This is a genomic window from Bacillus glycinifermentans (assembly GCF_001042475.2).
Classification (GTDB): domain Bacteria; phylum Bacillota; class Bacilli; order Bacillales; family Bacillaceae; genus Bacillus; species Bacillus glycinifermentans.
Map to the genome: position 1 here is coordinate 82,137 of NZ_LECW02000026.1, position 26,567 is coordinate 108,703.

General features: G+C 44.7%; 22 protein-coding genes, 4 pseudogenes and 1 riboswitch. Of the genes and pseudogenes, 20 read left to right on the forward strand and 6 right to left on the reverse strand.

The window, feature by feature from the left end:
- Window positions 1-29: 29 nt before the first annotated feature.
- A pseudogene (gene sigZ, locus AB447_RS16320) lies at window positions 30-549 on the reverse strand (RNA polymerase sigma factor SigZ).
- A 191-nt stretch (window positions 550-740) separates the two neighbouring features.
- Here sigZ and AB447_RS16325 point away from each other — a divergent pair.
- From AB447_RS16325 to AB447_RS16350, 7 genes and pseudogenes are all read left to right on the forward strand, one after another.
- A pseudogene (locus AB447_RS16325) lies at window positions 741-1,662 on the forward strand (aldo/keto reductase).
- Window positions 1,663-2,105: 443 nt separating this feature from the next.
- Window positions 2,106-2,251, forward strand: a riboswitch (cyclic di-AMP (ydaO/yuaA leader).
- Between the two features lie 236 nt (window positions 2,252-2,487).
- Window positions 2,488-2,565, forward strand: a complete 78-nt coding sequence (kdpF, locus tag AB447_RS27555) for a K(+)-transporting ATPase subunit F (RefSeq protein ID WP_411801428.1) — start codon at window positions 2,488-2,490, stop codon at window positions 2,563-2,565.
- Window positions 2,566-2,589: 24 nt separating this feature from the next.
- Window positions 2,590-4,259: pseudogene (gene kdpA / locus AB447_RS16330) on the forward strand (potassium-transporting ATPase subunit KdpA).
- 11 nt (window positions 4,260-4,270) lie between these two features.
- Window positions 4,271-6,337: a potassium-transporting ATPase subunit KdpB gene (kdpB, locus tag AB447_RS16335; protein WP_048355148.1), complete on the forward strand. Its 2,067-nt coding sequence runs from the start codon at window positions 4,271-4,273 to the stop codon at window positions 6,335-6,337.
- Between the two features lie 14 nt (window positions 6,338-6,351).
- On the forward strand, window positions 6,352-6,915 hold the full coding sequence (kdpC, locus tag AB447_RS16340; protein WP_048355147.1) for a potassium-transporting ATPase subunit KdpC: 564 nt from the start codon (window positions 6,352-6,354) through the stop codon (window positions 6,913-6,915).
- A 64-nt stretch (window positions 6,916-6,979) separates the two neighbouring features.
- Window positions 6,980-8,140: a KdpD-like non-kinase potassium sensor gene (gene kdpDN / locus AB447_RS16345; protein WP_082142407.1), complete on the forward strand. Its 1,161-nt coding sequence runs from the start codon at window positions 6,980-6,982 to the stop codon at window positions 8,138-8,140.
- A gap of 135 nt (window positions 8,141-8,275) precedes the next feature.
- Window positions 8,276-8,833, forward strand: coding sequence for a DUF1541 domain-containing protein (locus AB447_RS16350; RefSeq protein WP_048355145.1), 558 nt, complete (start codon window positions 8,276-8,278; stop codon window positions 8,831-8,833).
- Window positions 8,834-9,121: 288 nt separating this feature from the next.
- Here the strand turns inward: AB447_RS16350 and AB447_RS16355 are convergent.
- Window positions 9,122-10,292: pseudogene (locus AB447_RS16355) on the reverse strand (MFS transporter).
- Window positions 10,293-10,372: 80 nt separating this feature from the next.
- Here AB447_RS16355 and yeiL point away from each other — a divergent pair.
- The 3 genes from yeiL (at window position 10,373) to AB447_RS16375 (ending at window position 12,991) form a co-directional block, all read left to right on the forward strand.
- Complete coding sequence (yeiL, locus tag AB447_RS16360) at window positions 10,373-11,044, forward strand: transcriptional regulator YeiL (protein WP_048355204.1); 672 nt, start codon at window positions 10,373-10,375, stop codon at window positions 11,042-11,044.
- Between the two features lie 241 nt (window positions 11,045-11,285).
- The gene (locus AB447_RS16365) at window positions 11,286-12,341 is read left to right on the forward strand and encodes an NAD(P)-dependent alcohol dehydrogenase (RefSeq protein ID WP_057957663.1); all 1,056 of its coding nucleotides are present in this window, start codon (window positions 11,286-11,288) and stop codon (window positions 12,339-12,341) included.
- Window positions 12,342-12,721: 380 nt separating this feature from the next.
- Window positions 12,722-12,991, forward strand: a complete 270-nt coding sequence (locus AB447_RS16375) for an HPr family phosphocarrier protein (RefSeq protein WP_411801427.1) — start codon at window positions 12,722-12,724, stop codon at window positions 12,989-12,991.
- Between the two features lie 10 nt (window positions 12,992-13,001).
- On the opposite strand, the gene AB447_RS16380 is transcribed toward AB447_RS16375, so the two are convergent.
- Window positions 13,002-13,391 carry a MerR family transcriptional regulator gene (locus AB447_RS16380; protein WP_048355203.1) on the reverse strand — a complete coding sequence of 130 codons (390 nt, stop codon included), beginning with the start codon at window positions 13,389-13,391 and terminating at the stop codon, window positions 13,002-13,004.
- Window positions 13,392-14,429: 1,038 nt separating this feature from the next.
- On the opposite strand from AB447_RS16380, the gene AB447_RS16390 reads away from it, so the two are divergent.
- From AB447_RS16390 to AB447_RS16415, 6 genes are all read left to right on the forward strand, one after another.
- On the forward strand, window positions 14,430-16,145 hold the full coding sequence (locus AB447_RS16390; RefSeq protein ID WP_048355141.1) for an acyl-CoA dehydrogenase family protein: 1,716 nt from the start codon (window positions 14,430-14,432) through the stop codon (window positions 16,143-16,145).
- 17 nt (window positions 16,146-16,162) lie between these two features.
- Window positions 16,163-17,050 (forward strand): NAD(P)-dependent oxidoreductase, encoded by an 888-nt coding sequence (locus tag AB447_RS16395; RefSeq protein ID WP_048355140.1) that lies wholly within the window; start codon window positions 16,163-16,165, stop codon window positions 17,048-17,050.
- A 17-nt stretch (window positions 17,051-17,067) separates the two neighbouring features.
- Window positions 17,068-18,522, forward strand: a complete 1,455-nt coding sequence (locus AB447_RS16400) for a CoA-acylating methylmalonate-semialdehyde dehydrogenase (protein ID WP_048355139.1) — start codon at window positions 17,068-17,070, stop codon at window positions 18,520-18,522.
- Window positions 18,523-18,591: 69 nt separating this feature from the next.
- Entirely contained in the window at window positions 18,592-19,377 is a 786-nt protein-coding gene (locus AB447_RS16405; protein WP_048355138.1) for an enoyl-CoA hydratase-related protein, read from the forward strand.
- A 15-nt stretch (window positions 19,378-19,392) separates the two neighbouring features.
- A complete protein-coding gene (locus AB447_RS16410) occupies window positions 19,393-20,463 on the forward strand; it encodes an enoyl-CoA hydratase/isomerase family protein (protein WP_048405980.1) in 1,071 nt (356 codons plus the stop codon).
- 118 nt (window positions 20,464-20,581) lie between these two features.
- Window positions 20,582-20,989 (forward strand): hypothetical protein, encoded by a 408-nt coding sequence (locus AB447_RS16415; protein WP_048355137.1) that lies wholly within the window; start codon window positions 20,582-20,584, stop codon window positions 20,987-20,989.
- 154 nt (window positions 20,990-21,143) lie between these two features.
- On the opposite strand, the gene AB447_RS16420 is transcribed toward AB447_RS16415, so the two are convergent.
- Both AB447_RS16420 and AB447_RS16425 read right to left on the reverse strand, forming a co-directional pair.
- Window positions 21,144-21,956 (reverse strand): DUF2262 domain-containing protein, encoded by an 813-nt coding sequence (locus tag AB447_RS16420; RefSeq protein WP_048355136.1) that lies wholly within the window; start codon window positions 21,954-21,956, stop codon window positions 21,144-21,146.
- A 259-nt stretch (window positions 21,957-22,215) separates the two neighbouring features.
- Window positions 22,216-23,604, reverse strand: a complete 1,389-nt coding sequence (locus AB447_RS16425) for an aminotransferase-like domain-containing protein (protein WP_048355135.1) — start codon at window positions 23,602-23,604, stop codon at window positions 22,216-22,218.
- Window positions 23,605-23,795: 191 nt separating this feature from the next.
- Between AB447_RS16425 and azlC the strand changes: the two genes are divergently transcribed.
- From azlC to AB447_RS16445, 4 genes are all read left to right on the forward strand, one after another.
- Entirely contained in the window at window positions 23,796-24,506 is a 711-nt protein-coding gene (gene azlC, locus AB447_RS16430) for an azaleucine resistance protein AzlC (RefSeq protein WP_048355134.1), read from the forward strand.
- A complete protein-coding gene (locus AB447_RS16435) occupies window positions 24,503-24,835 on the forward strand; it encodes a branched-chain amino acid transporter permease (RefSeq protein ID WP_048355133.1) in 333 nt (110 codons plus the stop codon). Before azlC ends, AB447_RS16435 begins: the two co-directional genes overlap by 4 nt.
- A 30-nt stretch (window positions 24,836-24,865) precedes the next feature.
- Entirely contained in the window at window positions 24,866-25,321 is a 456-nt protein-coding gene (locus AB447_RS16440; RefSeq protein WP_048355132.1) for a PaaI family thioesterase, read from the forward strand.
- A 328-nt stretch (window positions 25,322-25,649) separates the two neighbouring features.
- Entirely contained in the window at window positions 25,650-26,261 is a 612-nt protein-coding gene (locus AB447_RS16445; RefSeq protein WP_048355131.1) for a hypothetical protein, read from the forward strand.
- Here AB447_RS16445 and AB447_RS16450 read toward each other — a convergent pair.
- Window positions 26,247-26,516 carry a YolC/YozM family protein gene (locus AB447_RS16450; RefSeq protein WP_479370971.1) on the reverse strand — a complete coding sequence of 90 codons (270 nt, stop codon included), beginning with the start codon at window positions 26,514-26,516 and terminating at the stop codon, window positions 26,247-26,249. The two genes, AB447_RS16445 and AB447_RS16450, sit on opposite strands and share 15 nt — an antisense overlap.
- Window positions 26,517-26,567 lie beyond the last annotated feature (51 nt).

Below are 26,567 nucleotides of genomic sequence, written 5' to 3' on the forward strand. Positions count from 1 at the left end.
CGTGCGAAGGAACCGGTTTCGTACTCAAGCTATTCTTTCAAAATCCGAAAATCGATAATATTTCCGTATCGATCTGATTCAATATGGCAGCATCCCGTCATCAGCTGCTTTAATTTTTCGCGCCCGCGCTGTACCCTCGATTTGGCCCCGGAATAAGACATCCCCGTCTTTTCGCACAATTCCTTTTGCGTGAGCCCTTGGATTTCTGTCAGTTCGAGCGCCTCCCGGTACTTTTCCGGGAGCCTTTTGATCGAGGAGCGAATACACGCAGCCGCTTCTTTTGTATCGTTTTCCTCTTCGATGTCATCGCTGAATTCAATCTGCTCTGGAAGCTGTTCAATCGATTTTTCTGTCCGGTAAAAGTCGATGATCGTATTTCGGGCAACCTTGTAGCTCCAAGCGCGGATGTTTTGTACATTCTTTACATTCGAAAGATGCATTTGAACCGATTTGCAGTAAATCATCAACTGCCGATTGGTCTTGGACTCTAAGCGAAATAAATGTTTTTAACGGCTCATGATATCTATTCCATAGATCTTCTACATTCACTTCAATATCCTCCTGCTGCATTTCCTGCGTCCATTTTACATGTGCTCATCCTCTTTATCGTAACAGGAAGCCGGGAGGATGTTGAATCATTTGCTTCCGCCGGGTACCTGCTTACAAAATATCGCATGAGGAGAGGATTGTTATGAAATACAAGAACGGGATTGCGCGTCAGCCGTTTGTGCCTGTGGACGATGAACTTTGGAGTGGACACAGATGAAAAAACAGCGTTCCGCATCATGGACGAAGCGCTCGATAACGGCATTCAGTTTTCGATACCGCCAATATCTACGGATGGGGCGAAAATGCCGGATTGACGGAAAGCCTCATCGGAAAATGGTCTGCCCAAGGGGGGCAGCGCCGCGAAAAAGTCGTCCTGGCGACGAAAGTGTATGAACCGATATCCGATTCAAACGACGGACCAAACGATACAAGAGGCCTGTCTCTTTACAAAATCAGACGCCACCTGGAAGGATCTCTGAAGCGCCTGCAGACCGATCATATCGAACTGTATCAAAATGCATCACATCGACCGGCGGACCCCGTGGGATGAAATATGGGAAGCATTCGAGGGCCAGGTTCGAACAGGCAAGGTTGATTATATCGGTTCAAGCAACTTTGCAGGCTGGCATTTGGTCAAGGCGCAGGCAGCAGTTGAAAGACGCAATTTCATGGGGCTTGTCACAGAGCAGCATAAGTATAGTTTATTAGAGCGGACGGCGGAAATGGAAGTGCTTCCGGCTGCCCGCGATCTAGGCCTTGACGTAGTGGCATGGAGCCCGCTTGCAGGAGGGCTTCTCGGTGGCCGTGCGTTAAAAAAGCATGCCGGAACCCGAACATCACAAAGGGCGGATTTAATCGAAAAGCACCTGAACACGGCTTGAGAGATTTTCGGCTTTATGCAAAGAGCTGGGGGAGAAAGAAGCCAATGTTGCGCTGGCATGGGTGCTCACAAATCCCGCGCTGACCGCACCGATTATCGGGCCAAGAACCGTAGAACAGCTGCGGGATGCGATTAGAGCGGTCGAAATTAGTTTGGAAGAGGACATTCTTAACGAACTGAACGACATCTTTCCCGGACCCGGAGGGGAAACGCCCGAATTATACGCTTGGTAGACAAAAAGTTATTTCAGTAAATCTTTCAAACATCAGAAAAACGAGCTGTGCGGCCGGGAGATATCCTGATCGCCGGCCGGCTCAGCCCTGGATTTCAGACTGTTACAGTGTCTTTATCGCTCCCCCCTGACTCTTTAACGCTGAAAATTTTTGCAGCTTCACTTCATTAAAAAACGATTGAGCATTGTTCGGTTCCTGATAAATTTTTATTTTTTTAATAAATTAAAAAAGTTAACTGATTAAATTAAAATGCTGGAAGTGATGTCAAATGATTTTTGTGAAACAGAAAGAAAAACCAAGATACAGAGAGTAAATAGGATATAAGAAGTTAAAAAGCTTTCAAAATCATCTCATTTCGTCATTTTTGATGTTTTATGGAACTTTACAGTTCAATTTAACGAGAGTAATATAAATCTCATCAAAAATCTGAATAAAATTTCCAATTATCGTAACCGCTGAATTCCAGTTTGGAAGCGGGGGAACCATTTTTGTGGCGTTGCCACTTGGGGTGAATCCTTTTTTGAAGGTAAGGTGACTCTTTGCACCTGAATCCGACAGCTAACCTCGCAAGCGTTTAAAGAGAACCCAAATACGTGCGGAAAGCACGGTTTCTTAACTGTGCCCTAAAAAAGCCGTAAGAGGTTTGTTCTCTTGCGGCTTTTTTTCATGCCGTTTACAGAAAACAAAGGGGGTGATGTACGTGTTGGATTTTTTGATGCTGGTCATCTTTGCCGCTTTGGTATCAATGATTCTTTTATTGGCCAAATGGGCTGAACATACAATCGGTCACGAACCAAAAAAATAACCGTGAAAGGAAGAATCCCAATGATTCTATTGATAGCTGCAGTTATCGCGCTGTTTATCTATTTGACATACGCCTTGCTTCATCCGGAAAAGTTTTAGTAAACACAAGTGGGGGTTGAAGAAATGATATTGTTTATTTCAATATGCGTCATCGTATTGATTGCACTTTTGTCAGCTAAACCAATGGGTCTTTACATTGCTAAGGCATTTGATTACGCCCCATCCAAAATCGACAGGCTGTTTCTTCCGGCTGAACGGTTGTTTTACCGAATTGGCGGTGTGAAAACGGAAAATCAATCTTGGAAGAAATACGCTGTCTCCTTAGTATTAACAAACGCGGTCATGATCTTGATTGTTTATGCGGTCTTTCGGCTGCAAGGAATATTGCCGTTAAACCCGACGAATGTCAGCGGAATGAATCCCTCGCTTGCGTTTAATACGGCAATCAGTTTTATGACTAATACGAATTTGCAGCATTACAGCGGCGAAACCGGTCTTTCCCTGTTTTCGCAAATGTTTGCGATTATCTTTTTAATGTTTACGGCGCCTGCCACTGCCCTGGCCGCGGCAATTGCCATGATTCGGGGCCTCGCCGGAAAACCGCTCGGAAACTTTTATGTTGATCTGGTCCGCTGTATTACCCGAATTCTGCTTCCGGTTGCAGCGGTCATGTCCCTTGTTTTTGTCGGTCTCGGCGTTCCGCAAACAGTTGATGCATCCGTAACCGCAAAAACGCTAGCAGGAGCGGACCAAACGATTTTACGCGGACCTGTTGCATCCTTTTTATCCATAAAAGAGCTGGGAAACAACGGCGGGGGATATTTCGGCGCAAACTCTGCACACCCATTTGAAAATCCAAATGGGTGGAGCAATGCGCTGCAAATGTTATTAATGCTGCTTATCACCGTTTCACTGCCGTTTACGTATGGGAAAATGGTCGGAAATCCAAAACAGGGGCGCATTCTCTTTGTTTCGGCGGGACTTCTCTTTTTATTCATAATGGGTGCAGCTTTTATGGCGGAATCCAACGGAAACCCGGCACTCAATGAAATGGGAATTCAGCATGAAGCTGGCAGTATGGAAGGAAAAGAGGTACGCTTCGGAACCTGGTATTCATCCTTGTATGCCATGGTGACAACGGCGAGTGAAACAGGTGCGGTCAATGCGATGCACGACAGCCTGATGCCTCTGACAGGATTGCTGGCCATGGCCAATATGATGCTGAACACCGTGTTCGGCGGATTCGGAGCCGGATTTATGAACATGCTGCTGTATGCGATGATCGCCGTGTTCTTGTCTGGTTTAATGGTTGGAAGAACACCTGAATTTTTAGGCAAAAAAATTGAAGGCAAAGAAATGAAGCTATTAGCTGTCACGTTGCTGATTCAGCCGCTGCTGATTTTAGGGGCGTCTGCACTTGCCCTCTATACCCATATGGGACGGGAAGCCATCTCAAATCCCGGTTTTCACGGGATCAGCCAAATTTTGTATGAATTTACGTCTTCAGCGGCAAATAACGGGTCGGGTTTTGAAGGGCTGAAAGATGCAACGCCGTTCTGGAATATGTCAACAGGGATTGTGATGTTCATCGGCCGTTATGTTTCAATTGTTACCCTCTTGGCAGTCGCCGGATCTTTGCTTGAAAAAAGAACGGTCCCTGATACCATCGGTACGTTCCGGACGGATTCGGGTATATTTGGCGGTATTTTCGTCACGGTGATTCTATTGTCGGGGCATTAACCTTTTTCCCTGTGCTGGTTTTAGGACCTGCCGCAGAATTTTTAACTTTATAGGAGGGCTTACAGTGAACGATTTCAGCAATGCCGATCGGCAGCACGGAGCGGATTCAGTCCGGAAAACGAATAAAACCCTTAATAAAACGATTGTAAAAGAGGCGCTTAAAGACGCTGTTTTGAAATTGGACCCGCGCATCATGATTCGAAATCCGATTATGTTTGTCGTTGAGATAGGCTTTTTTATCTCGGTTCTAATCTCCGTATTCCCGCAATTTTTCGGGAGCACGGCGCCCGTTTGGTTTAATGCGGCGGTCTCTGTCATTTTGCTGTTCACGATTTTATTCGCCAACTTCGCCGAAGCTCTGGCTGAAGGGAGAGGAAAGGCGCAGGCCGATTCTTTAAAACAGACGAAGAAGGGAATATGGGCCAATAAAGTAGTTAACGGGAATATAGAAAAAGTTTCATCTTCCGATCTTCGCAAGGGCGACATCGTCATCGTCTCCCAGGGAGAAATGATCCCGAGCGACGGCGAAGTGATCGCGGGCCTCGCATCAGTCGACGAATCGGCGATTACCGGCGAATCAGCGCCGGTCATAAAAGAGGCGGGAGGCGATTTCAGCTCTGTTACGGGAGGAACCCGTGTTGTCAGCGATTCGATTAAAGTAAAAATTACAAGCGAACCAGGCGAAACGTTTTTAGATCAGATGATTGCCCTTGTTGAAGGGGCAGAAAGGCAAAAAACGCCGAATGAAATCGCCTTGAACACGGTTTTGACAAGCTTAACGATCATCTTTCTCATCGTCGTCGTTTCACTCCCGTTTTTTACCGGCTACCTTGGGTTTCAAATCGATCCGGCGGTCCTGATCGCTCTGCTTGTCTGCCTGATTCCGACGACAATCGGAGGTCTTTTGTCGGCCATCGGCATTGCAGGCATGGACCGCGTCACCCGCTTTAACGTACTTGCCATGTCGGGAAAAGCTGTCGAGGCGGCCGGTGATATTCATACGATTATTCTTGATAAAACCGGAACGATCACATTTGGAAACCGGATGGCAAGCGAATTTGTACCCGTCGGTGATGAAACGCTCCAATCCGTCGGTGAATACGCGGCGATCAGCTCTATTCACGATGAAACGCCTGAAGGCCGGTCCGTCATCGACCTCGCCAAAAAACTGGCCATTGAATACGACCCGGCGTCTGAAGGAGAATGGATCGAATTTAAGGCGGAAACAAGAATGAGCGGCGTCGATTTGACGAATGGCAGAAAGGTTCGTAAAGGCGCTGTCGATGCCGTGAAAAAGTGGGTTGAAACAAACGGAGGAAACATCCCGCCGGACCTTGACAGGGAAAGCGGGCGAATTGCAAAAGAAGGCGGAACACCTCTCGCGGTTGCGGCAGACAACAAAATCTACGGTTTAATTTATTTAAAAGACACCGTAAAACCGGGGATGAGAGAACGCTTTGAGGAACTTCGGAGAATGGGCATCAAAACGGTGATGTGTACGGGTGATAACCCATTAACGGCGGCTACGATTGCCAAAGAGGCCGGCGTGGATGATTTTATCGCGGAAAGCAAACCGGAAGACAAAATCAACGTGATCAAACGCGAACAAGAGGAAGGAAAGCTGGTCGCCATGACAGGAGACGGTACGAACGATGCCCCAGCGCTGGCCCAGGCTGATGTGGGGCTTGCCATGAACAGCGGGACAACGGCGGCCAAAGAAGCGGCGAACATGGTCGATTTGGATTCCAACCCGACGAAAGTCATTGAAGTGGTGTCGATCGGAAAACAGTTGCTCATGACTCGCGGCGCTCTTACAACGTTCAGCATTGCAAATGATATCGCCAAATATTTTGCGATTATTCCGGCGATGTTTATGCTGGCGATCCCTGAAATGAAAGTACTGAATATCATGGGACTTGCTTCACCAATGTCAGCCATTTTGTCGGCGCTCATTTTTAATGCGGTGATTATTCCGCTGCTTGTCCCTTTAGCGATTAAAGGGGTCGCATACAAGCCGATGAGCTCAAATGCTTTGCTCGCCCGCAACCTGTTGATATACGGACTTGGCGGAGTGCTTGTCCCGTTTATCGGAATCAAGCTGATTGATCTTTTGCTTCAGATATTTGTATAAGGTGGGAGACTACAATGAAAGAAATAGGTGCAATGATAAGAATCAGTTTATTGCTGTTGATCGTGTGCGGGCTTATTTATCCACTGGCCGTTACGGGAATCTCACAGGCCGTGATGCCGAAAAAAGCGAATGGAAGCCTTATTTACAACCGGAAAGGAGAGGTCATCGGCTCTGAATTAATCGGGCAGCAGTTTACTGATCCGCGCTTTTTTAACAGCAGAGTATCCGGCATCGGCTATGATGCCGCAAGTTCCGGATCGCCAAATGAAGCACCTTCAAATCCCGAGTTATTCAAGCGGGTCAAAACATCAATCGCTGAATGGAAAAAGGAAAATCCGGATGTTCCCGTCAGCAAACTGCCGATTGATCTAATCACGAATTCTGACTCGGGGCTTGATCCTGATATCAGCCCGGCCGCTGCATATGCACAAATCCCAAGAATCAGCCGTCTGACAGGGATTTCAAAGGCAGAACTCGAACAATTAGTTGATCAGCACGCCGAGAAGGCTTCCCTCTTCAGCGAAGCCCGCGTCAATGTTCTGCTGCTTAATATCGATGTAAAAGAAAAGCTGAAGTAACGCTTCTCCCCGGTGCCTGCCCGCGAGACACCGGGGGAATCTTTAACGAAAGACGGAGATACATATGATGCGAAGAAAACATATCCGAGATTATCGAAGGAAAACGCCGGATGAACTGCTGGATGAAATCGAACAGCTGAAAAGAGGACATTGGACCATTTATATCGGATCAGCTCCGGGTGTAGGGAAAACGTATCGAATGCTGCAGGAAGCCCATGATGTAAAACGCGAAGGCATAGACGTTGTCATCGGTTTGATCGAAACGCATAACCGAACGGAAACGGCCGCATTAATAAAGGATTTAGAGGTCATTCCAAAACGGAAAATTGAATATAAAGGAAAAGTCCTCGAGGAAATGGATGTTGAAGCGATCATTGAGCGAAAACCCGACCTTGTCATCGTCGATGAACTGGCTCATACGAATGTACCCGGTTCCAAGAATGAAAAACGGCACACGGATGTTGAAGAGATTTTGAAAGAAGGCATCAATGTTATGTCTGCGGTCAACATTCAGCATTTTGAAAGCGTTCATGACATCGTACAGCACGTGACCGGCGTTAAGGTAAGGGAACGGATTCCCGACCGGATTTTAGATCTGGCGAGCGAAGTCATCCTTATCGATGTCACGCCGGAAACCCTGCAGAAGCGCCTGAAAGAAGGAAAAATTTACGAACAGCATAAAATTCAGCAGGCTTTAACCCATTTTTTCACAAAACATAATTTAGCCGCACTGAGAGAGCTTGCTTTACGTGAAGTCGCCGACGATGTAGACGACCGAATGGAACGTACAAACGGGCTGAATGGGAACCATCGTCCAAGAGGAACAAATGAAAAAATATTAGTTTGTGTACAGCACCGCAAAAATGCTGAAAGGCTGATCCGCCGCGGTTGGCGAATCGCGAGCCGCTTAAAAGCCGATTTATTTGTTCTGAATGTTTCCCGCAGCACAATGGAAAAAATATCGGCTGGCAAAAGAGATCAAATTAAACAATGGATACGGCTTTCTGCACAATTCGGCGCCGAGTTTATTTTTAAAATCGCAAACCAGCGCCATATTTCAAAGACGATTGCCCATGTAGCAACGGAAAAAAGCATCACGCAAATCGTTCTTGGACAATCTGCGCGTTCGAGATGGGAAGAAATCAGAAAAGGATCGATCGTAAATACGATCATGCGCCATACCGACGGAATCGATATTCACATCGTTTCTGATGAAAAAAAGTGAGATACTCGTCCGGTGCCAGACAAAAGCGGCGTTTTCAATAACGCCTCTTTTTTTGAATTCGATAAGCGATCTCCATAAGTTCTGCACATTTTCGTTCTATGATATTGGCAAATACCATTAGAAGGAGAGGATGTCATGCGAAAAAAACGATTTGTTCCATCATTGTTTGCAGTTCTTCTTATCGTACTTGGCGCTTGCGGAAACACAAACACGAATCAGGATCATGCAACGAAAGGAAACGATGAAGACACGCACGAGATGGATCACAGCAACATGGAGATCCCTAAAGGTTTAAAAGAAGCAAAAAACCCAACATATAAAGTGGGAACAAAAGCGATCATGAATGCACATCACATGAAAGGCATGAATGGTGCCGAAGCAACGATTACCGGAGCTTATGATACTGCCGTATACGCCGTTTCGTATACACCGACCACCGGCGGGAAACGAGTCGAAAACCACAAATGGGTCGTTCAAGAAGATATTAAAGATGCCGGAGATAAGCCTTTCAAACCGGGGGCAAAAGTAACCTTGGAGGCAAATCATATGAAAGGAATGAAGGGAGCATCCGCCACAATCGATTCGGCAGAAAAAACGACGGTTTATATGGTGGATTATAAGCCGACCACCGGCGGTAAAAAAGTAAAAAACCATATGTGGCTGATCGAAAGCGAGCTTTCGCCTGCTGATTAAATGAGTCAAAAGAGCTTATTCGCCTGAGTAAGCTCTTTTTTACTGTGCATTTGCAGCCGGTACAAAGAACGATGAAAAACATGTCCTGACTTAAAGTCTGCTCCTGAATGTATGTAAAAGAAGGGATAACATGTCAAATTCAAAAGAACGTTCCGCCGCACAGAAAGCAATCGGAGATGTTGCGCCAAAAACTCGCCGAATTAACCATTTCCTACAGTCCTTTAGGAGCCGGCCTTCTCAAATGAGCATCATGTTCCAGCGAGGAATAAGTGAAAAGCTGCAAAAGAACTAAATAGAAAGTGAGATTTCTTTTCTAAATTCCAATTTTCGATATAAAAGTGCAAGCATCATCGATGGAATCGTACAAACGATCATTCCGATAAAGGCATATCTTGGCTCAATTTCGTATAAATAGCCGCCGAAAATTGTAAACACGGCAGTGCTCCAGCTAAGAGCCAATGCTGAATAAATACCTTGTGCTTTCGGAATCTGCACATGTGAAATGTTCTTTATCAAGTATTTCATAAAAGCATAGTGCCCCATAGCAAATGAGCAGGCATGCAAGGTTTGCGCTATACAGAAAACAATTACATTAGGAAAAGCAAATACTAATATCCAACGTACGGAAGAACCAAATGCCGCCATTGCAAGCAAGGAGCCTACTGAAAAATTGTGAAATCTCCGGTCTGCAATTGAGAAAAAGATAATTTCTGCAATCACGGCAATGTTAATCATTGCACCTATTAAATATTGCGGTGCATGAATTTCTTGTAAAAAGAGATAACCGTAATTGTAATAAGAAGCATGTGCCGCTTGCAGTAAGATGACTATAACGAGTACCAAACGAAAGTGCTTGATCCGGAATAATTTTAACATGCTCCCTTTTTGCGTTTGGTCCGCCGGCGGCTTTTTGGACAGAATCACAGGTGCAGGCATGTAACCGAGACATACCAATACGGCTATACCTAGTAACAGCGCCCATAAAATCACTTCATCTCCCATTATCCCTGTAAAGATGGATAGAAACATGCCGGCCGAGATGAACCCAATAGATCCCCACTGTCGGCTTCTCCCGTAATGCCTTAATTGGCCGCTTTGCACGAGGGCTCCGGCAGCGCTATCAAGAGCAGGCATCAATGCCGGGTAAAAAAAATGGAATACTACTGTAACGATAAGTAAGCTGGTAAAGGAGCTTGCCGGAATATAAAACAGAATAGCAACCAGCGTACCGATTCCCGCCCCATTCAATAAGGACTTGCTGCTAAACTTCCCTGATAAATAAGGAAAGGCAGCTAATGTGGAAAGGCCTCTTGCAATCAAACCCAAGCTCATAATCAAACTGGCTTGAGGAACCGAAATCCCTTTTGTATGAGATCCATCCCGTCCAATAAGGCAGAAATATGCCCCATGTCATAAAAAAACTAAAAAACTGTATGCTCATCCAGCGATGTGTGTTCATTCTGCATCCCCCCATCGTTTGCATGTTATCATGTAAACAGACAAAAAAATATGAGATATCTCATATTATCGGGGTGGATGATGGAAATCTACAAGGGTGAAAAAAAGCGACAACAGATGGGGAGGCACTCTATTTCGCATTTGTTTTCTTTTCCAGTTGAAGAGTTTATGGAAGTGCACGAGTATCAACGCGATGAATGGATGATTCGGGAAGGTACGAGAACGGAGTTCCTATTTTACGTAATTGAAGGAAAAGCCAAAATATATGTCACACATCAAAATGGGAAAGTTTCCTTAATTAATTTTATCAACGCAAATGATTATATCGGAGAAATGGAATTATTACATGAAGTGTACTATACAAAAGGAGTCCAAGCATCAACGAAGACCATTTGTTTTGCTCTTCCTATTCACCGCTGTCGCAAACAATTAATGGAAGATGCAAAATTTCTACGTGAATTGACCAAGTTTTTAAGTATAAAGGCAACACTTATGGCTGCAAAGTACTCCCAAAGCCTTGCCTTTCCGCTTGAACATCGGCTTGCGGATTTTATTTTGCAAACAGCTGATGAAGGAGTTTATAAGGAGAAACATGTAACAGTTTGTGATTATTTAGGCGTATCCTACCGCCACTTATTATATGTGATGACACAATTTTGCGATAAAGGATATTTGCAAAAGGAAGGGCGGTATTTTCGTATTAAACAGTACGATTTCTTATATAAACTTACAGAAATGTTGAAAAATAAGTAGCCTTTCAGACAAAATTAAGTTTTAAAGTAACCCATGGAGTATGGACGGCTTTATGCGACATGATTCATTTTTTATTTTTATACTTATTATGTTGTTTAGTCGAGGCATGGGGGTTAAATCAAATCGCCGGAGGCTTTCTATTACTTTTTAGCTAATTCAGCCAAAAACCCTTGCGTTAAAGTTCACTTTAAGGTTTAACATATTCTTGTATCTTTTGATGAAGAAAGGGTGGGGTTATATCATGTGTAATCATAAAAGCATACCAAGCCGCGTGCTAAGCACTCCAAGCGCAAAAGCAAAATTCGAACTGACGACGATTGAGCGGAGAGATTTACGGCCAAATGACGTTTTAATAGATATTAAGTTTAGCGGTATTTGCCATTCTGATATCCATAGTGCTTATGATGAATGGGGCGGCGGAATCTTCCCGATGGTTCCGGGACATGAAATCGCCGGAGTCGTGACAGCAGTGGGAGGAGACGTTACCAAATTTGCCGTCGGGGACCGCGTCGGCGTCGGCTGCTTTGTTGATTCCTGCGGAGAATGCGAATACTGCCTGATTGGCGAGGAGCAATTTTGTACAAAAGGCGTAGTCCAAACGTATAATTCATTAGACTACGATGGAAATCCGACATACGGCGGCTACAGCCAAAAAATCGTTGTAAAAGAAGATTTCGTCGTCCGCATTCCAGACAATTTGGACTTGGATGAGGCAAGCCCGCTGCTGTGTGCAGGCATCACCACGTACTCTCCTTTGAAACACTGGAAGGCCGGATCCGGCAAGAAAGTTGCTATTGTGGGAATGGGCGGACTCGGCCATGTAGCCATCCAATTCGCGCATGCGATGGGTGCTGAAGTAACGGTCTTGAGCCGGTCTTTGAGTAAGAAAGAGGCGGCCTTGAGTTTTGGCGCAGATCACTACTTTGCAACGAGTGATCCGGCTACATTCACTGAGCTGGCCGGCCGTTTTGACCTGATCTTAAACACCGTGTCTGCAAACCTTGACGTTGATGCTTATTTATCAATGCTTCGCGTAGACGGAACGCTTGTCAACGTAGGTGCGCCGGCCGAACAGGATCAGTACAGCGTGTTTTCCTTAATCATGGGCCGCCGCAGCATTGCAGGTTCGCTTGTCGGCGGAATTCGCGAAACACAAGAAATGCTCGACTTTGCCGCAGAGCACGGTGTCGCTCCTAAAATAGAGATCATTCGTGCCGACCAAGTAGACGAAGCGTATGATCGCGTTCTTCGCAGTGATGTGCGTTATCGATTCGTTATTGACATCTCTACCTTGTAATTCAAGAAAAATGCCTTCTATTTTTGATAGAAGATGGGTTCAGCCAATTCAATTGGTTGACCCATCTTTTGCGTTTTTTATAGGAAATTTACACGTTTGCTTTCATTCGCGTCAAGCCGAGCCCATTCCGGACAAAATCTATTTAACGGCAGTATCAAATGGGGAAAATGAGGCAGGCGTACCTCCCGATGTTTTAGATGCTTTCCAATACACCTTGGAAAACGGAAAAAACCCTTGCCTTAAAGTCGGCTTTAAAGATTAATCTAAACGGTATAAGTCTGGCGTGATTGCCTTTAAAAAGGAGGGATGTTTGCCCACAAAAGTTTTGAATACTGATCAGTAGGTGATCTGGAGACAAAATAAATGTTAACAGGTGAAACATGATGATCGTAAAAAAGCTTATCGTTCAGCTTCCGCGGGGACTGCAAGCGAGACATTCGGCTATATTTGTACGAAAGGCATTTACTTTTAAGAGTGTAATCGTTTTAACAAAAACCGGGCGATCCGCGAATGGAAAGGATATCATGGAAATTATGAATCCAGCGGTTCAAGAGGGGGACGACATCACCTTAATTACAGATGGAATCGATGAGCAAGCTGCCGCAAAGACCTTGGAAACATTTCTTTCTTTTTTACAAGAAAAAAGCTGATTAACTTATCTTAATCAGCTTTACTCATTTCTGACTGGTGCTGTTTTTCCAATTGATTGTAGTATTCTATTTTCACGTCAATTTTTTGAAAAGCCCGATCCAGATCTCTTTGTTTCTCCATCATTTTCTCTTTATGTTTTTCAAGTATCTGTTTGCGGTTCGGGATTGTCCAATCTCCTTCTTTTGTCAACTCGACAATCTCGCGTAATTCAGAAAGAGCAATGCCGGTTTTCCGCAGGCAAATCACGAGCTCCAGCCATGTCAAATCATTTTCATCAAAAATACGGTTTCTATTGGCATCTCTTTTAATAAAGGGGAGAAGACCCTCTTGCTCGTAATACCGGAGCGTATGTGTAGGTAAGCCGACCTTTTCAGAAACTTCTTTAATAGAATATCCCATTGCAACCTCCATACTTTCATTATTATCATGTTCCAAAAAATAAAAAGCCCGCGGAAGCAGGGGAAAATCCAGCAACCGGCTATTTGCTTTGGATTCCAACATTATTATAGACCTTAAAGTAGACTTTAAGGCAAATCGTGTGGAAGATCAGTCAAGAATTCAAAAAGCCCCTTTTAAATTGGACTTTTGATTCGTAAACAGGCAAAGCTTTTAAGCCAGCAACTTCTTTCTTTAGCCTCGAAGAAGACGGCTCACAGTCATGCTGGTGTGTATCCGGAAACACTTGTTCGTGTGCAGGAAAATGATAACCAAAAAACATTTGTAAAATTCCCAAATATTCGCTATCATTGGTTTTAAACCCAATATATGCAGAGTAACGTTTGTATTGTATGCTAATCATCTGCTTAAAAGGAAAGAGCGGTGAGCATCCGGCCATGTTCCGCAGGCTGTTTGAACTGTCTTCGGCAGCATGTAGGCGGGAAGATTCAATGAGGAATTAGCCTGAGAATTTTCCGATCGCTGCATGCCAAAGCATAAGCGGTGAAAAACACGTGCTCTGTCTTCCTGTTATGCGCGGCAGGTGGGAGAAATCTGATTTAGGTAAGCATGAGCAGAATAATATCGAAAGGGCTCACAAACAGTGTTGGGAGCCGTTTTTTCCGGAAGGTATTCGACTATTTCCAGGCAGCGCCAGATACCTTGTGTGTGCCGCGCATTTGATCCCCGATCCGAACGCCGCCGGAAGTACTGGAGACCGCAATCTGCAGTTTCATATGTGGAACCGGAGCAGACACCATCTTCCCTTTAGGCACTCGCACCTGAAGAACTTGGGTTTTCAGATGGTCATCAGGATATGCAAAATGGTTTTGACTTTGAACATCCGGAAACAGAAATTGCAAAAACGATCATTGCCGAAGAACAGAACTCATCAAAACACAGCGGAAGAAAAGAAGGCGATAATTCGCATCAAGAAATTTATGTAAGCGTTTTCTTTTTTTCTTCAACCATTATTCATGAGCGGAAGCGAGGAGGAAAGCGATGGGAAAAGCAGAACTTCGATGGAATGACCCCTTCATTTCTGATCATGTATCGGCAGCTGATGTATTTACTCCGGAAGATTTCAATGAGGAGGAGCAGCTCATTTCAAAAACGACTGAATTATTTGTCAGAAACGAAGTAATCCCTCTTCTTGAATCGATTGATCAGCATCATCACGAAAACACAAAAAAGTTGTTTCAGAAAGCGGGAGAGCTCGGCTTGCTTGGTATCGAAGTTCCGGAAGAGTATGGCGGCCTGTCTCTCAACAAGAAGCTTTCAGGGCTCGTAGCCGAGAAAATGGGGGCCGGCGGATCGTTCAGCGTCTCCTTTAATATTCATGCAGGTGTCGGGACATTGCCGTACGTTTATTATGGAACAGAAGAACAAAAACAAAAATACCTTCCGAAATTGGCATCGGGAGAATGGATCGGAGCTTATGCGCTTACAGAACCTAACGCAGGATCAGACGCTTTAAACGCAAAAACGACGGCCGTCCTGAACGAAGAGGGAACGGCCTGGATTTTAAATGGCGAAAAACAGTGGATTACGAACGCGCAAGTGGCTGATGTATATGTTGTCTTTGCGAAAACGAATGAAGGCATGACCGCATTTATCGTGGAGCGGTCGTTTAAAGGCGTTTCGATCGGACCTGAAGAGAAAAAGATGGGGATAAAAGGCTCTTCGACAGCAACTTTAATCTTGGAAGAAGTCAGCATACCGGCAAAGAATGTTCTGGGAACAGTCGGAAAAGGTCATCACGTAGCATTGAACATTTTGAACATGGCGCGATTAAAGCTGGCGTTTTCGAACATTGGAACGTCAAAACAAGCATTGAAACTTTCCGTGAACTACGCAAAACAGCGTAAACAGTTTAATAGGCCAGTCATCAGCTTTTCGATGATTCAAGAAAAGGTTGCCGATATGGCGATATCTATTTATGGAGCGGAAAGCGCCGCCTACAGGACGGCAGACAGCTTGGACAATGTGTTTGAGTCTGCTGATCCGCTGGACGAAAGATTGAGAGAACTGGCAAACTATGCATCTGAATGTGCGATCAATAAAGTAAACTGTTCTGAAATACTCGGCCGGATCGTTGACGAGGCGGTGCAGATTCACGGCGGCTACGGATTTATGCAGGAGTATGAAGTCGAACGATTGTACCGGGATGCTAGGATCAGCCGAATATTCGAAGGTACAAACGAAATAAACCGCCTGACGATCGCCAAGCTTTTGGTGAAACAAGCGCATCAAAGCGTCGGCACTATGTTTGAAATTCAATTAAGCAAGCAAGAAAACCGCAACCGGCAATTCATCGACCTGTCCAACCGTCTCCTCAACAAATCTTTGAACGCACTGACACACTCCAACATTAACATTCAGCAGGAACAGGAATACTCGCGGCTCATCGCCGACATGAAAAAAGAAATCTATGTGATGGAATCCTCAGTCATTCGTACGGAAAAAGCGCTGCAAAAAAGCGGAAAGGAAAAAGAATGGTTGAAAGAGATGATGACCGCCGTCATTTGTGAAGAAGGGTTCCGGAGAATTGAAGAGATAGCGATATCCGTCTTATCAGGGATCGAATCAGATGAAGCCGAAAGAAAACTCGCATTGGAAGAGATTCGCAGCCTCCCTGTACCCCTCTACAGCAACCTGTTTGCTCAAAAACGCGAAATCGCAAAAAGAATAGCCGCTCATGAAAAATATATGGTGTGAACGGAGTGTGAAATGTTGTGAAAAAAATCGGGTTTATCGGTTTGGGCAACATGGGCCTTCCTATGTCAAAAAATTTGCTTCTGTCAAACTTTACTGTGTATGGAATGGATCTCAACAAAGATGCTGAGATGTCTTTTCATCAAGCAGGGGGAACGATCGGCATTCCGCTTGAAAAGATGGTTGAACTGAGTGATGTCATCCTTACAAGCCTTCCTTCATCAAACGCAGTAGAGGAGGTTTTTCTTGGGGAAAAAGGACTCGTCAATCTTGCTGAGCCCGGTATCCTGCTGGTCGATACGAGTACCGTCGCTCCTGAACTGAATATCCGCATTGAAGAGGCGGCGAAGAATAAAGGCGTCGATTTTCTGGCGGCTCCCGTCAGCGGCGGTGTAATAGGGGCGGAAAACCGGACGCTCACCTTTATGGCAGGAGGTTCGAAATCCGCTTTCGATAAAGCAATGTCTGTTTTTAAAGCGATGGGCGAGAATATTTTTCATGTGAACGGGAATGTCGACAGCGGTACAAAGACGAAGTTGATCAACAACCTCTTAATCGGATTTTATACAGCAGGAGTCAGCGAGGCTCTGCACCTTGCCAAAAACAGCAATTTAGATCTTGATCAATTGTTTGAGATGCTGAACGTCAGTTATGGGCAGAGCCGTATCTATGAACGCAATTATAAAAGCTTCATAGCGGATCATAACTACGAACCCGGCTTTTCTTTGAAACTCCTGCTGAAAGATCTCGGCTTTGCATTGGATTTAGCGAAAAAGAACAAGGTGGAACTGCCGGTCAGCAAAATCCTCTTTGACCTGTATGAAGAAGCCGAAAAGAACGGGTATGGCGAAAAGGATATGTCTGTCTTATACAAAAAAATAAGCGAGCAGACGACTGCTCTTATGTAAGGAGAGGCGATGATGAGATGATGAAAACCGACGCTAAAACAATGAAAAATAATATCAATGGAGAATGGGTTGATTCTACGGGTACCGAAGTCGAAGAAGTGATCAATCCGGCAAACGGAAACATAATCGCCTATGTGCCTCTGTCTGCGAGAGCGGATGTAGACCGCGCAGTACAGGCCGCACAGCATGCTTATCGGACCTGGTCATTGATGCCTGTCCCCAACAGGACAAGACGTTTATACAAATATTTGCAGCTTCTTCAAGAGCAAAAGGAACAATTGGCTGACATCATTACGATGGAAAACGGCAAAACGTTAAAGGATGCCCGCGGGGAAGTGCAGCGGGGGATCGAAGTCGTTGAACTTGCGACCGCAACGCCTACTTTAATGATGGGGGAATCCTTGCCCGCGATCGCAGACGGCATCGACGGATCCATCTGGCGCTATCCTTTAGGAGTCGTTGCCGGTATTACGCCATTTAACTTTCCCATGATGGTTCCCCTGTGGATGTTTCCGCTGGCTGTCGCTTGCGGAAACACGTTTGTCCTGAAAGCTTCGGAACGGACGCCTATTCTTGCAGAGAAACTTGTAGAGCTGTTCTATGAATCAGGTTTTCCGAAAGGTGTCCTGAACCTCGTCCATGGGGGGAAAGAAGTCGTAAACGGTTTATTGGAGAATGAAGATATCAAAGCCATTTCCTTCGTTGGTTCAGAGCCGGTAGCAAGGCATGTGTACCAAAAGGGTACAGCTAACGGAAAACGCGTTCAGGCACTTGCCGGCGCTAAAAACCATGCGATTGTCCTGGCGGATTGCCACCTTGAAAAATCGGTTCAAGGCATCATCGGCGCGGCGTTCGGAAGCAGCGGGGAACGCTGCATGGCATGCTCAGTGGCGGCGGTCGTTGATGAAATCGCAGATGAATTCATGGAATTGCTCGTTTCTGAAACAAGAAAACTGAAAACGGGAGACGGTAGATCTGAGGATCACTTTGTCGGCCCGCTGATCCGAGAAGTGCACAAAAACCGCGTCCTTGATTACATTGACAGCGGCGTAAAGGGAGGAGCCGTTTTAGCCGTTGACGGACGCGATCCGGGTGTTCAAGAAGGCTACTATGTGGGAGCGACTATTTTTGATCGCGTGACACCGGACATGAAAATATGGCAGGAAGAAATCTTCGCGCCGGTCTTGAGCGTCGTACGGGTGAAAGACCTTGATGAGGGGATCGAACTCGCCAATCAATCGAAATTTGCCAACGGCGCCGTGATATACACGTCGAACGGCAAAAGCGTTCAGCAATTCCGGGATAAAATTGATGCCGGCATGATCGGCGTGAATGTCAATGTACCGGCTCCAATGGCGTTCTTCTCCTTCGCGGGGAACAAAGCTTCTTTCTACGGAGATCTTGGGACAAACGGAAAAGACGGCGTTCAATTTTACACACGTAAAAAAGTTGTCACCGAACGATGGTTCTAACCTTTAACCCCCTCTAACAACTGGATAAAGACCTTTAGAGGGGTCTTTTTTATACTGGAGGGATAAATCTTGAACTGGAAATACGTAACGCTTAAAAAAGAACATTTTATCACGACTGTCATATTGAACAATCCGCCGGTAAATACACTATCTTCTCCCTGTATCGCCGAACTCAGGTCACTTTTTAGGGAACTCGCCGCAGATGATGACACAAGGGCGATTATCATCACAGGGGAGGGCCGCTTCTTTGCAGCAGGAGCAGACATAAAAGAGTTCGTTTCAAAATTAGGAGATGAAAAACAAGGATTGGCGCTGGCTGAAGGAGGCCAAGCGCTCTGCAATGAAGTCGAAGCTCTAAAAAAACCCGTCATCGCCGCGATAAACGGACCGGCTCTCGGCGGAGGTTTTGAACTGGCGCTGAGCTGTCACTTCAGAATCGTATCAGATCAGGCGACAGTCGGTCTGCCGGAATTAAAGCTCGGGCTGATTCCTGCATTTGGGGGTACACAGCGGCTCCGCAAGATAACGGGTACAGCCGCAGCACTTGACCTCATCCTTACAAGCCGAACACTTTCAGCTCATGAAGCGGTAGAGCTAAAGATCGCGCAGCTTGCCGAGAAGGAAGAGGAACTCATGAACACGGCAACTGCTGTCGCAATGTCATTTGTAGAAGGGAAAAGCATGACAAGTGTCATGCGTGCAGTCGAATGTATCATACAAGGCAGCAATGAGAGCATGGAACGAGGGCTGGAAAGGGAACGAAAAAGATTTGCCGAACTGTTTCTCTCGTCAGATGCCAAAGAAGGCATTCACGCATTCGTCGAGAAACGAAAACCAGACTTTTATCATTCATAAAAGGAGGGGATCAAGATGTCTGATGACGTTTTGTGTTCCGTCAATCAAAATGGCGTCGCAACTATTGTTTTGAACCGCCCGAAAGCGCTCAACTCACTCACTTATGACATGGTCCGCGTGATTGGCGAAAAGTTAACAGAATGGAAGACAGATCATAACGTTTCTGTCGTGATCATCAAAGGCGCTGGTCCAAAAGGGCTTTGTGCCGGAGGTGATATTAAAGCGCTCTACCAGGCTCGTTCGTCCAAACGAGCAATGCAAGCTGCTGAGCGTTTTTTTGAAAAAGAATATGAGGCCGACATGGCCGTCTACCGATTTCCGAAGCCGATCATCGCCTGTTTAGACGGCATCGTCATGGGCGGAGGGGTAGGCCTGACGTATGGAGCCAGCCACCGGATTGTGACGGAAAGGACGAAATGGGCGATGCCGGAAATGAATATCGGTTTCTTTCCGGATGTCGGCGCAGCCTATTTTTTTAACAAAGCTCCCGGTCACATTGGGCGCTACCTCGCATTAACGGCGTCTGTCATCCATGCTGCTGATGTGCTGTATATGAATGGTGCAGACATTTACATGGAAAGCGACGCTTTAGAGCAATTGATTAAAAAAGTGGAACATACGAACTGGAACCTTGTAAAAGTTGGGGAAAAGCTTGATCAGATGATCGGAGAATTTCGAACGGAGCCTTCTCAAAAGAGCGAACTCTCTTCTCATCAAAAAACGATTGATCATCATTTTAGGTTCAATACGTTGGAAGAGATCCTTCAGTCGCTCGATAGAGAGGAAAGCGACTTTGGCTTGAATATAAAGAAACTGCTTCTTTCCAAGTCCCCATTTTCATTGAAGATCGCGTTAAAGCAACTGGCGGGAGGCAAACAAAAAACGCTGGAAGAATGTTTTGCCACGGATCTGCTGCTTGCAAAGAACTTTTTGAGACACAGTGATTTCTATGAAGGCGTGCGGTCCGTCCTGATCGATCGCGATCAATCACCGGACTATGAGTACAAGCGCGTTTCAGATGTAAGCGATGAAGCGGTATATAAGTTCTTTAAACCTTCTGAATCTGCCAATTTTAATTTGAGCTGACTTTAACCGTCAGCTCTTTTTTGTGAAAAAAGATCCCTCACATACCCGCAATGTTTTTGGTATATATTTCTATCTTAAGAATATGTATACTAACAATATTTGGTTGGAGGTTGACAACATGAACATCGGAAAATTAAGCAAATATTTCTTGTCACTAGCTATTGCCTTCGCGGCGGTCCTGTCCTTTCATGGAACATCTGCAAATGCTGCATCAAGCGGGACCATTAAGCCAAGCGAATGCTCAACCCACATCTTCACCGTGTACGACGAAACAGTTGGCATTGGCGGTTCCGGCCGTGCGCATTTCTATTGCGGCAGTATCAATGGCGGTCCTAAAATTGAATTTACGGATGACGATTTAACGGTTTCGGTTGATGATCCCTTTATTCTTCATGCATATGCTAATCCAGGCTTGAACTCGGTGGACTATAAAGGCCTCAAAAAAGGGGATGCGGAGGTAACGATTTATTGGAAAAACAAGCCGGAGGGCACAAAATACACATTTTTATTGGTGCAAATAAAATAATGGCTGCAGTTTTTAGAACGAGGGTAAAAACCTTGAAAGGCCCGCGGCTTTTCAAGGTTTTTCGGTTTTCAGCATCGAAAACGAGACAAGAAAAGAAGAGGGGGACAGGCTTCAGCATTGAAAACCTGAAACAAACGGAATGCGCCGACCAGCTTTATCCGGCAATTTCAGCTGATTCAAACGTACCGTTTCGGTGGCCGCTGACGATGATCGAGTGTCCCCAAAACATATCGCCGTCATCAAAGAATACTTCAAAGTCTCCATCAGGATACACGCTGATACTGCTCAATTCCATGAGCTCGATGAACATCTTCTTGGTGATTTCCTCAAACTCCGCTTCGTCGTTATCTTGCAGCCATTCATTGGCCAGTTCGACCAGTTCTTCAGCAGCGTAAGCCCGTATTTTGGCATTCCAATGCGCCTGGTCTTGAAATAGAATATGTGCGGTTTCCAGCGAAGCCTGCATCTGCCGATCGTCTTCATCCCAATCAAAGTAGAGCTTTCCATTTTGTCCGGCCCAGGTGATGTCCTTCTCAAACACATTGACCGACTTGAACAGCTCAAAGGTGCCCAATTTCTCGTCCTCATAATATACCGGCTTTAATGATTTCTGCAAAATACTTTGCAATTCTTCGTCCTGATGATCCGTATCTGCAACCTTTACGAGCATCATGGCCTGATCACCCATGCGAGCATACAGCCTGACAACGGCATTCGCCTCCAAAAGATCTCCTGTTTTCTCCCATTCGTCGTCATCGGCCAGCCATTCCAGATCCAGCTCCTCCTGAACAGCAGGTTTGCCGTTCCCCGGCTCTTTCCAGGCAATCAACGGAATAGAAGCCCTCCACATCGCATCATCGTCCGCTCTTCCAGCTCCAATGCCGGATGGACCGGTGACTGCTGCCACCTCAATTACTTCTTTCCTAAATCGTTTTTCAAACTGTTTTATTTGCCTCGATCTCCCCATACTCTCACCCTCCTGATTTACTATGTATATCTGTAAACATTGTATCGTTGATCTGCGTTTCTTCGCTTATATTCGTACTGGAAGAACCAATCCAATTGTACCAAAAACAGCTGCAAAAAAGAATCAATTTCCCCATTGCTCTTTCTCCAGGCAACATAAAAAACACAACCAAAACCTCCATTTGGTCGTGTCTGATTCACTTTTTGTCTATACCTCTTGATGTTCTAGGTTTCTCCTCTTTCTGATTTTATTTCTCGTATCAGCCAAGATACTGTTTCAGTATGTCCAACCCCACTTTCAACTCCTCTAATGAGTTTGTAGAAGAAAGGGCAATGCGCAGATACTTTTCGCGTACAGTCTGCCCGCTGAGAAAACGGTCAGAATGAAAAACCCGAATGCCGCGCATCTTCAAATCCGCTTCCAACTGAGATGAATCAACATTCTCTTCAATAGAAAGCCAGCGGTAAAAACTGAGAGGATGTTCTCCAGGCTGACTCGGAGGAAAATAGTCCGAGTATATCTCATTTGCAGACTGGGCAAGTTGTTTCTTTTGCGACACAATTTCATGAGCCTTGCCTGATAGAATCAGCTCCGTGACGACCTCCGCATCTAACGAGGACGTTTTGACATTGACGTTGAAAATGCTCTGTAAAATATTCTGGCGGAAGGCATCCCCATACACCATATAGGCGACTCTTAATCCGGAGCATATGGACTTGGAAGTGCTGCAAATATATACGCTCTGGTCCGGAAGTAAATTGAACATCGGCTTCTGATAATCGGAGATAATACCTGCCGTCAGAAATGCATGGATATCATCCTCGATCAAAATCAAATGATGCTTGCGGATAACCGCCGCTAATTCATGTTTTCGAAAATCTGAAATCATGATTGTTGTGGGATTACAGCAAGAAGGCATCAGAAAAACCCCGTGTATTTTTGTTTGGCAGCACTGTTTTTCAAGTTCATCCGGCAGCATCCCAAACTGGTCTCCGGGAATGGGGACCAACTGTACATGGAGCATTTTTGCCAACTCAATAAAGTTTGAATAGGTGTATAAATCGGTTGCAATCCGATTACCAGGCTCAAACAGTGCCGTCAATGCAATGGCCAGCGCATTTTGGGCCCCGGAAACAATCGCCATATGCTCTTGGTCTGCCTGAATACCGAAAGACTCCATCCAATTTAACCCTGCCGTTTTTTGATGCGGAATTCCTGTCGGATCATTGTAATTTAAAAGCTTATCCAAATAGCTTTTCTCCGCAACCTTTTGCATAAGCTCCGATACGTTTCCGTTGGTTTGTTCAAAAGAGGCTACAAATCCAAAATCAATAAGATTTGTGATGTTATCCGCGGAGATGGTAATAGAACGGGCTGCATTGGGAGATACAAAGGTTCCGCTTCCTGTGATTGCATAAATCAAACCCTTGAACTCGCACAATTTGTAGGCACGGGTAACCGTGGTAAAGTTTAAGTCGAGAAAATCCGCCAATTCCCGCTGTGGCGGCAGCTTTGTCCCGGGCGCCAAGAAGCCGTTTACAATATCCTGTTCAAGCAGCTCCGCAATCGAATAATAATAAGGACGCTTTAACGCTTTTTTATCAGGTTTCCAAGACATTGGATAATGATCAAATGAATTTACCGGCATATTGCACCTCTTAGATCGTATTCCATACAATCATATCATTTATTGTATGGAATTTTATAATTGATCAGCTCCCATTTCAAAGATTGATTTTGAACAAAAGAATTGTAATCCATACAATTCTTTTGTTCATTGTATGGATTTTGTGTGTTAAATTTGTATGGAATAAAGTTTCAGCTAAGGATGTGGATCATATGAAAAAAAGAAATCAAATATGGATTGCTTGCCGCGCGGCTTTTCCGCATACGCTTCCGATTTTGGCGGGCTTTATATTTTTGGGGATTGCCTACGGAATCTATATGAATTCATTAGGGTTTAACGCCATTTATCCAATCATCATGAGCTTTGCCATTTTTGCAGGCTCAATGGAATTTGTCGCAGCCAATTTTTTGCTTGGGGCGTTCAACCCGCTGAACGCTCTTTTCTGTACTTTAATGGTGAACGCACGCCATTTGTTTTATGGCATTTCCATGCTGGATAAGTATAGGGGAACCGGTAAGAAAAAGTTTTATCTGATTTACGGGATGTGCGACGAGTCTTTTTCTATCAATTGTACCGCCCATATTCCGAAGAATGTAGACAAGGGCTGGTTTATGTTCTTCGTGACACTGCTTAATCATTCTTATTGGGTCATAGGAGCGGCGATCGGCGGCATTTTCGGATCTCTCGTCAAGTTCAACACAGAAGGGCTCGATTTCGTGATGACCGCTCTTTTTGTTGTGATTTTTATTGAACAGTGGATGAAAGAGAAACGGCACTTTAGTGCCCTCGCAGGACTTGGACTTTCGGCAGCAACCCTTATGATTTTTGGCGGAAACGACTTCATGATTCCTGCCATGCTTGCGATTCTGGGAGTGCTTACCGCTTTTAGAAAACCATTGGAGAAAGTTGAGGTTGCGGCATGACAATGAGTGTAACGCAGCAAATGATCACGATTGCTATGGTTGTGCTAGGCACAATGCTGACGAGGTTTCTTCCATTTATGATTTTCCCATCGGGCAAACCGACGCCGAAGTATATACAATATCTCGGCAAAGCGCTGCCATCAGCGGTCATCGGGCTTTTGGTCATTTATTGTTTTAAGGATGTGAGTTTACTTTCCGGCAGCCGCGGCATCCCTGAATTTATTGCAGTAGCGGCAGTTGCGCTGCTTCACTTTTGGAAGAAAAATATGCTCCTTTCCATAGCAGGGGGAACGATCACCTACATGATGTTAGTGCAATGGGTTTTTTAATTCCGCTTTTATTCGAAGGAGGAGCCGGCAATGAAGAAGAAAATTGACGAGGTCAACATTTACGAAAAACACTATCAACAAATTTATAAACATGTAAAGAACGATCCGTATGCACAATCGCTGGGAATTCAGCTGACAACATTTGAAGCAGGCTTTGCGGAAGCAATGCTTGAAGTAAGAAGCCATATGGTAAATGCATATGGGACTGTTCACGGGGCAGTGCTATACGCATTAGCAGATCATGCTTTTTCGGCAGCGTGCAATGCATACGGAAAAACATCATTAGGACTCTCGACAACCATCCAGTTTATTGAATCAGCTAAACCAGGGGACAAGATCGTTGCCCGCGCGACAGAAGTCAAGCGAAACTTTCGCACAGGTTTTTATCGAATCGACATCTTACATGGTGAAAATCTGATCGCAACCATGGAAGCAGTGTCTTATCGCAAGAATCATTATTTTATTGAACACGATGAAAATGATTAACTTGTCTTGTGGATAGTCAGTGACCGGAGTCGGCTTGCCATTACTGGCAATTGCAGCAATTGTATTGCGACCCTTTCTTTGAGAATAGAAGAAAAGAGATATATAGCAGAGTATTGTTATGATTTTCAGTAATCATACTCAAGAAGAGGAGGCATGTTCATTAGAATATGCCTCTTTTTTTATTGAAGCAAGTGTTCCACAAATGAAATTGATTCGTTCCGATAAGAATTGTTAATTTTATAGAATGTTTTTCATCTTGTGTATTTTTTTAACAACCAATTTATGTTACGCTGGTAATGACAAAAAATGAGTAAAGGAGCCTATGTACATGAAAGGAAAAGTGACATTTTGGTCAATCGCAGCTGTTCTATGTATCTCTCTTTTTGGTTTTAGCGGGACAAGCAAGGTAGAGGCAACAACAACTGTATCAACTCCTGAGACAAAAGCTCTAACACAAAATGATCTTGATGCTAAAAAAGAAGAGATTGCAAAACAAATCAAAATATATGGCGAAAATGGGGATGAAATTCATCCTTATACTTTGGAAGAACTGAAAGATATGATTAAACTCGAAGAGGAACAATCTGAAGACACTCCAATAAAGGTGATGTATAAAACATTTACGTCACCTGCCTTTAACTTTAATTATAATTACTGGCTCGGCAAGGGCTCATACGGTCAAGCGTTTAAAAATCCAAGAACCCTTCTTGTCACTCCACAAGGTACGGCTAAACCATTTTCGATAATTGTAGCATATGATAAAAACGGGGGACCGGGAAGCCGAGCAAAAAAAGTCTCGTTACCGGGTGGATGGAAAGGTGAAATGCATTACAATATGACTGACTTAAAAAGAGGTAAAAAGTATCGCTTCAAATTTGTGAATGATGGAAGCTCGAGCACAAATGTTAAAATAAAGAAAGTCTCTTTATGGTACGATTAATTCTTTTAATCTTAATGAAAAGCAGGCCATCATAGCCTGCTTTTTTTCTTGCTTTAAGCTTTTCAAATGCTCTTGCTGTTCTTTTTCTAGTACTTTAATATCCTTTTCGTATTTTTCTTTTGCTTCTTCAGGTAAATTTTCATTTGAATATTCCCAAAGTTTTGCCTTACTTTTTGTTTTATCGATACCCATTGATATAGTTGGATCTGTCTCTATAATTTGATAACCCCTGCTTATGTCACTATGGCAGTTGATTTAAGAAGGAACTAAAAAGGCCTGACTAGTATTACAATCATAGCTGTAAAC

Excerpts from the sequence above, each read along its gene's own strand:
- AB447_RS16420 (WP_048355136.1), bottom strand. The coding sequence starts at position 21,956 with ATGGGGAGATCGAGGCAAATAAAACAGTTTGAAAAACGATTTAGGAAA.
- AB447_RS16350 (WP_048355145.1), top strand. The coding sequence starts at position 8,276 with ATGCGAAAAAAACGATTTGTTCCATCATTGTTTGCAGTTCTTCTTATC.
- AB447_RS16440 (WP_048355132.1), top strand. The coding sequence starts at position 24,866 with ATGAAGAAGAAAATTGACGAGGTCAACATTTACGAAAAACACTATCAA.
- AB447_RS16410 (WP_048405980.1), top strand. The coding sequence starts at position 19,393 with ATGTCTGATGACGTTTTGTGTTCCGTCAATCAAAATGGCGTCGCAACT.
- azlC (WP_048355134.1), top strand. The coding sequence starts at position 23,796 with ATGAAAAAAAGAAATCAAATATGGATTGCTTGCCGCGCGGCTTTTCCG.
- AB447_RS16415 (WP_048355137.1), top strand. The coding sequence starts at position 20,582 with ATGAACATCGGAAAATTAAGCAAATATTTCTTGTCACTAGCTATTGCC.
- AB447_RS16365 (WP_057957663.1), top strand. The coding sequence starts at position 11,286 with ATGTGTAATCATAAAAGCATACCAAGCCGCGTGCTAAGCACTCCAAGC.
- kdpC (WP_048355147.1), top strand. The coding sequence starts at position 6,352 with ATGAAAGAAATAGGTGCAATGATAAGAATCAGTTTATTGCTGTTGATC.
- AB447_RS16435 (WP_048355133.1), top strand. The coding sequence starts at position 24,503 with ATGACAATGAGTGTAACGCAGCAAATGATCACGATTGCTATGGTTGTG.
- kdpF (WP_411801428.1), top strand. The coding sequence starts at position 2,488 with ATGATTCTATTGATAGCTGCAGTTATCGCGCTGTTTATCTATTTGACA.
- AB447_RS16425 (WP_048355135.1), bottom strand. The coding sequence starts at position 23,604 with ATGCCGGTAAATTCATTTGATCATTATCCAATGTCTTGGAAACCTGAT.
- AB447_RS16445 (WP_048355131.1), top strand. The coding sequence starts at position 25,650 with ATGAAAGGAAAAGTGACATTTTGGTCAATCGCAGCTGTTCTATGTATC.
- AB447_RS16380 (WP_048355203.1), bottom strand. The coding sequence starts at position 13,391 with ATGGGATATTCTATTAAAGAAGTTTCTGAAAAGGTCGGCTTACCTACA.
- AB447_RS16375 (WP_411801427.1), top strand. The coding sequence starts at position 12,722 with ATGATGATCGTAAAAAAGCTTATCGTTCAGCTTCCGCGGGGACTGCAA.
- AB447_RS16390 (WP_048355141.1), top strand. The coding sequence starts at position 14,430 with ATGGGAAAAGCAGAACTTCGATGGAATGACCCCTTCATTTCTGATCAT.
- yeiL (WP_048355204.1), top strand. The coding sequence starts at position 10,373 with ATGGAAATCTACAAGGGTGAAAAAAAGCGACAACAGATGGGGAGGCAC.
- AB447_RS16400 (WP_048355139.1), top strand. The coding sequence starts at position 17,068 with ATGATGAAAACCGACGCTAAAACAATGAAAAATAATATCAATGGAGAA.
- kdpDN (WP_082142407.1), top strand. The coding sequence starts at position 6,980 with ATGATGCGAAGAAAACATATCCGAGATTATCGAAGGAAAACGCCGGAT.